The organism is Pseudomonas sp. CFII68 (assembly GCF_000416195.1).
Lineage (GTDB): Bacteria > Pseudomonadota > Gammaproteobacteria > Pseudomonadales > Pseudomonadaceae > Aquipseudomonas > Aquipseudomonas kilonensis.
On sequence record NZ_ATLN01000005.1, the window covers coordinates 1 to 349 of the forward strand.

Here is a 349-nt window from a genome sequence, read left to right on the forward strand (position 1 = left end):
CGTCGCGCTGGTACTGGGTGAGCCGTTGCGAACCGTCCTCGCCGTGCTCGGTTTTTTCCAGCAGGTGGCCGTTGAGGTCGTAGGCGTAGGCGGTGCGTTGGCCGTCGAAGCCGACTTGCTGTCGGATCAAGCCGTTGGGCGTGTAGTCCAGCTGATATTTTTCGCCGGATTCGTTTTCAATTTCGGTCAGCAACAGCCGCGCCGAGTCGTAGCGGTACTTCAGCTCGCTGCCGTCGGGGTTCAGGCGACGGCTGACCAGGTGCAGGTCGTCGGCGTATTCATAGCGGGTCAGACGGCCCTGTTCATCGCGCTCGGCGGTGACCTTGCCGTAGGCGTTGTAGCGCCAGGT

The 349-nt window shown here is 62.5% G+C and carries 1 protein-coding gene; it reads right to left on the reverse strand.

Annotated features, from left to right (window positions below):
• Window positions 1-349: RHS repeat protein (locus CFII68_RS25675; RefSeq protein WP_018599975.1), on the reverse strand; the 349-nt coding region annotated here is incomplete at both ends.